Below are 1624 nucleotides of genomic sequence, written 5' to 3' on the forward strand. Positions count from 1 at the left end.
CCCGGGCATCGCTGGGCGGTGACGACCTGCTGCTCGTCGTCGACGACGCCCAACACCTGGACGTGCTGTCGGCCACCCTCGTCTACCAGCTGGCGCGCGACGGCGCCGGACGGCTCATCGTCACCGCCCGCGCCGACTCCGCTCCCGAGGCGATCGCGGCGCTGTGGGGTGACGACCTGCTCACCCGGCTCGACATCGAGCCGCCGGGCGGGGCGAGCGCCCCGGCGCAGATCGATACCTTCCTCGCCGAGCTGCCCGCCGCGGCGCGGTCGGTGCTGGAGTACCTCGCCGTCGCCGAGCCGCTCTCGGTCACCAATCTGACCGAGCTCGCCGGTGACGGCGCGGTGGCCGACGCGGTGGCGTGGGGCGCGGCGGAGACCCGCGAGCGCGGCGGCTCCTCCGACGACCCGGTCGTCTACACCGCCCACCCGCTGTTCGCCGAGCGGACGCGGGCGCTGCTCGATCCCGACGACGCGCGACAGCGACGCACCGACGTGGTCGAGCTGCTGTCCCAGCGGCCGTCGGAGCACCTCAGCGACCGGTTGCGGCTGGTGTCGCTGGCGCTGGACAGTGCCACTCCCCCGCGGGTCGCCGACGTCGCCGCCGCCGCACAGCAGGCGCTGCGGCTGGGCGACCTGGCGCTGGGCGAGCGACTGGCCCGGTCGGCCCTGCAGCGGTCCGGCGGGTTGGCGGCGCGGCTCGCGCTGGCCCACGCCCTGGCATGGCAGGGCCGTGGTCGCGAGGCCGATTCGGTGCTGGCCGACGTCGACTCCAGCGCACTGACCGAAGCGGCGCTGATGGATTGGGCGCTGCTGCGGGCGGCGAACCAGTTCTGGATGCTGAGCGAACCCGAGCGCGCCACCGCGTTCCTGCGGACGGTGCGCAATCGGGTCACCGATACCGGCCCGCGCACCACCCTGGACGCGCTCAGCGCGACGTTCGCGATGAACGCCGGCAATGTCGGTCACGCCGTGAAGGTGGCCGGCGACGTCCTCGCATCGCCGTCGGCCGATGACCAGGCGGTGGCCTGGGCGGCCAGCGCGGCCGCGTTGTGCGCGGCGCGTGAGGGCCGATTCGACGACGTCGAGCCCCTGGCGCAGCGCGCGCTGGGTGCCGAACACCCTGGGCTGCTGCGCTTCACGATCGGGCTGGGACAGACCACCGCGCTGCTGATGGCCGGCCGGCCCGACCAGGCCCGCCTGCTCGCGCAGCAGTTCACCGACTTCGCCGAGCTGCAACAGCCGGGCCGCGCGATCGGCGAGGTGCTGCTGGCGCATGTGCTGCTGGCCGGTGGCGAATTCGCCTCCGCAGCAGCGTTATTGACTCCGGCTGCCGCCACCCTGGAGCGCACCGGTTATTCGTGGGGGCCGTTGTCGCTGACGCTGCTGGCCACCGCGCTGGCCCAGCAGGGCGACACCGCCGCGGCGGCGAAAGCGTTGAGCAGGGCCGAATCCCGGCACGGCACCAAATCCGCGTTGTTCGCGCCCGAGCTCGGCGTGGCGCGGGCGTGGCGGCTGGCCCTGGTGCGGGACGCCCACGGCGCGGTGGCCGCCGCGCGCGACGCCGCCCGGATGGCCGAACGCGGTGGCCAGCGGGGGGTGGCGTTGCGGGTCTGGCACGAGGC

1 protein-coding gene is annotated in these 1624 nt (G+C 74.8%); it reads left to right on the forward strand.

What is annotated here, in order from left to right:
* Positions 1-1624, forward strand: a 1624-nt coding sequence (locus tag A5622_RS19920; RefSeq protein WP_066880754.1) for an AAA family ATPase, incomplete at both ends; no start/stop codon positions are given.

The sequence above is a fragment of the Mycobacterium sp. 1245801.1 genome, assembly GCF_001673055.1.
Taxonomy (GTDB): Bacteria; Actinomycetota; Actinomycetes; order Mycobacteriales; family Mycobacteriaceae; genus Mycobacterium; species Mycobacterium europaeum_A.